Below are 3,548 nucleotides of genomic sequence, written 5' to 3' on the forward strand. Positions count from 1 at the left end.
TGGTGGTGCCGGGTGCGGTTCTGGTGGAGTCGGTGGTGCGGGCGGGGGACGAGTTCGGGGCCACGGTTGTGGAGGAGCTCTCCGTGGTGGCGCCGCTGGTGCTGCCCGAGCAGGGCGGTGTGCTGGTGCAGGTGCGGGTGGGTGAGGCCGACGAGGAGGGTTCCCGCCCGGTGGCGGTGCACTCGCGGCCCGAGTCCCGCGACTCGGCCGACTGGACCCTCACCGCACGCGGCAGCCTCGGCGGCGGGACCGCCGCCTGGACGCCGCCGCGGGGAGAGCCCACCGCGATCCGTCTGCCGGACGACCTGGAACCCGACGCGGCCGGGTACGGAATCCACCCCGTACTGCTCGACTCGGCGGTGCACGTCTTCGCCCCCGACACCGCCGCCGGCACAGTCGCCGTGCCCACACGCTGGAACGACGTCCGCCTGCACGCCTCAGGTGCCACCGCCGCACGGGTCACCTCGGCTCCGACCGGCGCGGACTCCCACCGGATCGTCCTCGTCGACGAGGACGGCGGCCCCGTCGCCGCCATCGGATCCCTCACCTGGGAGGCCGTCCCGGAGGAGCGGCTCCTCCCCGGACACGTCCCCGGCGGAGGGGCGCTCGCCCGCGTCGACCACGTTCCCTTCACGGGAACCGGAAGGGCGGGCGAGCGCACCTGGGCCGCTGTCGGCGGGCGGGTCCCCGGAGCCGTGGACCGTCCCGACCTGGCCGCCGTCGCCCGGGCGGCACAGGACGGCGCCCCCGTGGACGCCGTCCTCGTCCGATGGGCCACGCAGGAGCACGCGGACCCGGTGGCGGCGGTCCACCAGGACCTCGCGCGTGCCCGGCGGCTGGTGAGGGAGTTCCTCTCCCACGAACCCCTGGACGGAACCCGGATGGTCGTCTGCTTCGAGCCGGCCGCCGGAACGGGATCCGCGTCCGACCTCGCGACGGCTTCCGTGCGCGGCCTGCTGCGTTCGGCCCAGGCCGAGTCCCCCGGCCGGCTGCTCCTCGTCGACATCGACACAGACACCCCCGGGCCCGACCTGGACCGGGTGTCCGCCCTCCTCGACAGCGGCGAGACCGAGGCGGCCCTGCGTGCCGACGGCGTCGTCGTCCCCCGGCTCCGGCGGGTGCGCACCGACGCCTCGTCGGGGTCTGGTTTTGGTGGGGGGACGGTGGTGGTGACGGGTGCTACGGGTGTGTTGGGTGGTGTGGTGGCCCGGCATGTGGTGGTCGAGCACGGTGTGCGTCATCTTCTGTTGTTGAGTCGGCGCGGTGAGGGTGCGCCGGGTGGGCGGGAGTTGTGTGCGGAGTTGTCGGCTCTGGGGGCGGAGCCGGTGTTGGTGGCGTGTGATGTGGCTGATCGTGGTGCGTTGGCTGCTGTGTTGGGGTCGGTTCCGGGGGATCGTCCGGTGTCGGCGGTGGTGCATACGGCTGGTGTGGTCGATGACGGGACGTTGTCGGCGTTGTCGTGGGAGCAGTTCGAGCGGGTGTTGGCGCCGAAGGTGGATGGGGCGTGGAATCTGCACGAGTTGACGCGGGGTCTGGATTTGTCGGCGTTCGTGTTGTATTCGTCGTTGGCGGGTTTGTTGGGTAACGCTGGTCAGGCGAACTATGCGGCGGGTAACGCGTTCTTGGACGCGTTGGCCGCGCGGCGTCGGGCCGAGGGTCTGCCCGCGACCTCCCTGGCCTGGGGGCCCTGGGCCCCGGACGAGGACGCGCAGCGGTCGGGCGCCTCCGCCCCACGGCACGGGTGGCCCGATCCGCTCGCCCGCGACGAGAGCACCGGCCCCCTCGACGCCGCGCTCTGCCGGGACGACGCCGTCCTGGCCGTGGTCAGGGTGAACCCCTCCGCCTCCGACGACGAAGGGCTGCCCCCGCTCCTGGAGAACCTGGCCTCGACCCGCCGCAGGGTCGTCCGGGGCGAGGCCCCCCGGGTCCGGACACTCGGCGAGCGCCTGTCGGCGATGACCGAGGACGAGCGGGGGCAGGAACTGCTCGATCTGATCCGCACGGAGGTCGCCGGTGTCCTCGGCCGGAACGGGCCGCGGAGCGTGCCCGAGGACCAGGAGTTCCACGAACTGGGCTTCGACTCCCTGACCGCCCTCGAACTCCGGACACGGGTCAACTCCGTCACGGGCCTCGCGCTCCCGGCGACCCTCGTCTTCGACCACCCCACCCCGGCGGCCTTCGCCGCCTACCTCGGCAAACGGCTCGCACCGCAGGAGACGGCCGAGACCGGGTCGGTGATGGAACGGCTGGAGCGCGTGGACACCCTGCTGGTCTGCGACCCGCCGACCGAGCACGAGCGCCAGGCGGTCCGCCGCCGGCTGCGGACCATGCTGACCCGGCTCGGGACCGCCGACCGGGAGGAGGAGTCCTCCCAGCAGATCTCGTCCGCCTCGGTCGAGGAGATCTTCGACTTCATCGACACCGAACTCGGCCGTTCCGCGGACTGACGGCACCGACCGCACCACCTTTCGGACTCAAGGACAGGGGATTCCCATGGCTGACGCCGAGAAGCTCGTCGAGTACCTCAAGTGGGTCACCGAGGACCTGCGCAAGGCGCGCCGGCGGATCGAGGAGCTGGAGGCACACGACGACGAGCCCATCGCCATCGTGGGGATGGCGTGCAGGTATCCGGGAGGGGTGGAGGACGCCGACGCCCTCTGGGACCTGGTCGCCGACGGCGGCGACGCCATCACGGAGTTCCCCCCGGACCGGGGCTGGGACCCCGAGGAGCTGGCCAGGTGGACCACGACCCGCGAATCCGGGTTCCTCCGGGACGCCGCCGGCTTCGACGCCGCCTTCTTCGGGATCTCCCCGCGTGAGGCCCTGGCCATGGACCCCCAGCAGCGCATCCTGCTGGAGACGGCGTGGGAGGCGGTCGAGCACGCGAGGATCGACCCCACGTCCCTGCGCGGCAGCTCGACCGGTGTCTTCGTCGGTGTGGTGGAGGAGAGCTACCTGGGGCTCAACTCGCCCGAGGAACTGCAGGGCTACCTCATGACGGGCAAGCTGGGCAGCGTCGCCTCCGGGCGGATCGCCTACACGCTCGGACTGGAGGGCCCGGCCGTCTCCCTGGACACGGCGTGCTCGTCGTCGCTGGTGGCCCTGCACCTGGCGGCCCAGTCGCTGCGGTCGGGCGAGTGCGACCTGGCGCTGGCCGGAGGCGTGACCGTCAACGCCGACCCCGGCGGGTTCATCGACTTCGCCCGGCAGGGCGGCCTGGCACCGGATGGCCGTTGCAAGTCGTTCTCGGCGGCGGCGGACGGCACGTCGTGGTCCGAGGGCGCGGGGCTGCTGGTGGTGGAGCGCCTCTCGGACGCCAGGCGACTCGGGCACCGGGTGCTGGCCCTGGTCAGAGGGAGCGCGGTGAACCAGGACGGTGCCTCCAACGGGCTCACCGCCCCCAACGGCCCCTCGCAGGAGCGGGTGATCCGCAAGGCGTTGGAGAACGCGGGTCTGTCGGCCACGGACGTGGACGTGGTGGAGGCGCACGGGACGGGGACCCGGTTGGGGGACCCGATCGAGGCGCAGGCGCTGCTGGCGACCTACGG

Annotated in this window: 2 protein-coding genes; both read left to right on the plus strand. The window is 72.8% G+C overall.

The features are described 5' to 3' along the window. The coding region (locus ACFWTE_RS29815) for a type I polyketide synthase (RefSeq protein WP_378783285.1) at positions 1-2,447 on the plus strand (2,447 nt) is incomplete at its 5' end. Between the two features lie 46 nt (positions 2,448-2,493). Then, a partial coding sequence (locus tag ACFWTE_RS29820; RefSeq protein ID WP_378783287.1) for a beta-ketoacyl synthase N-terminal-like domain-containing protein occupies positions 2,494-3,548 on the plus strand: 1,055 nt, incomplete at its 3' end.

It is taken from the genome of Nocardiopsis sp. NPDC058631 (assembly GCF_042716955.1).
Taxonomy (GTDB): Bacteria; Actinomycetota; Actinomycetes; order Streptosporangiales; family Streptosporangiaceae; genus Nocardiopsis.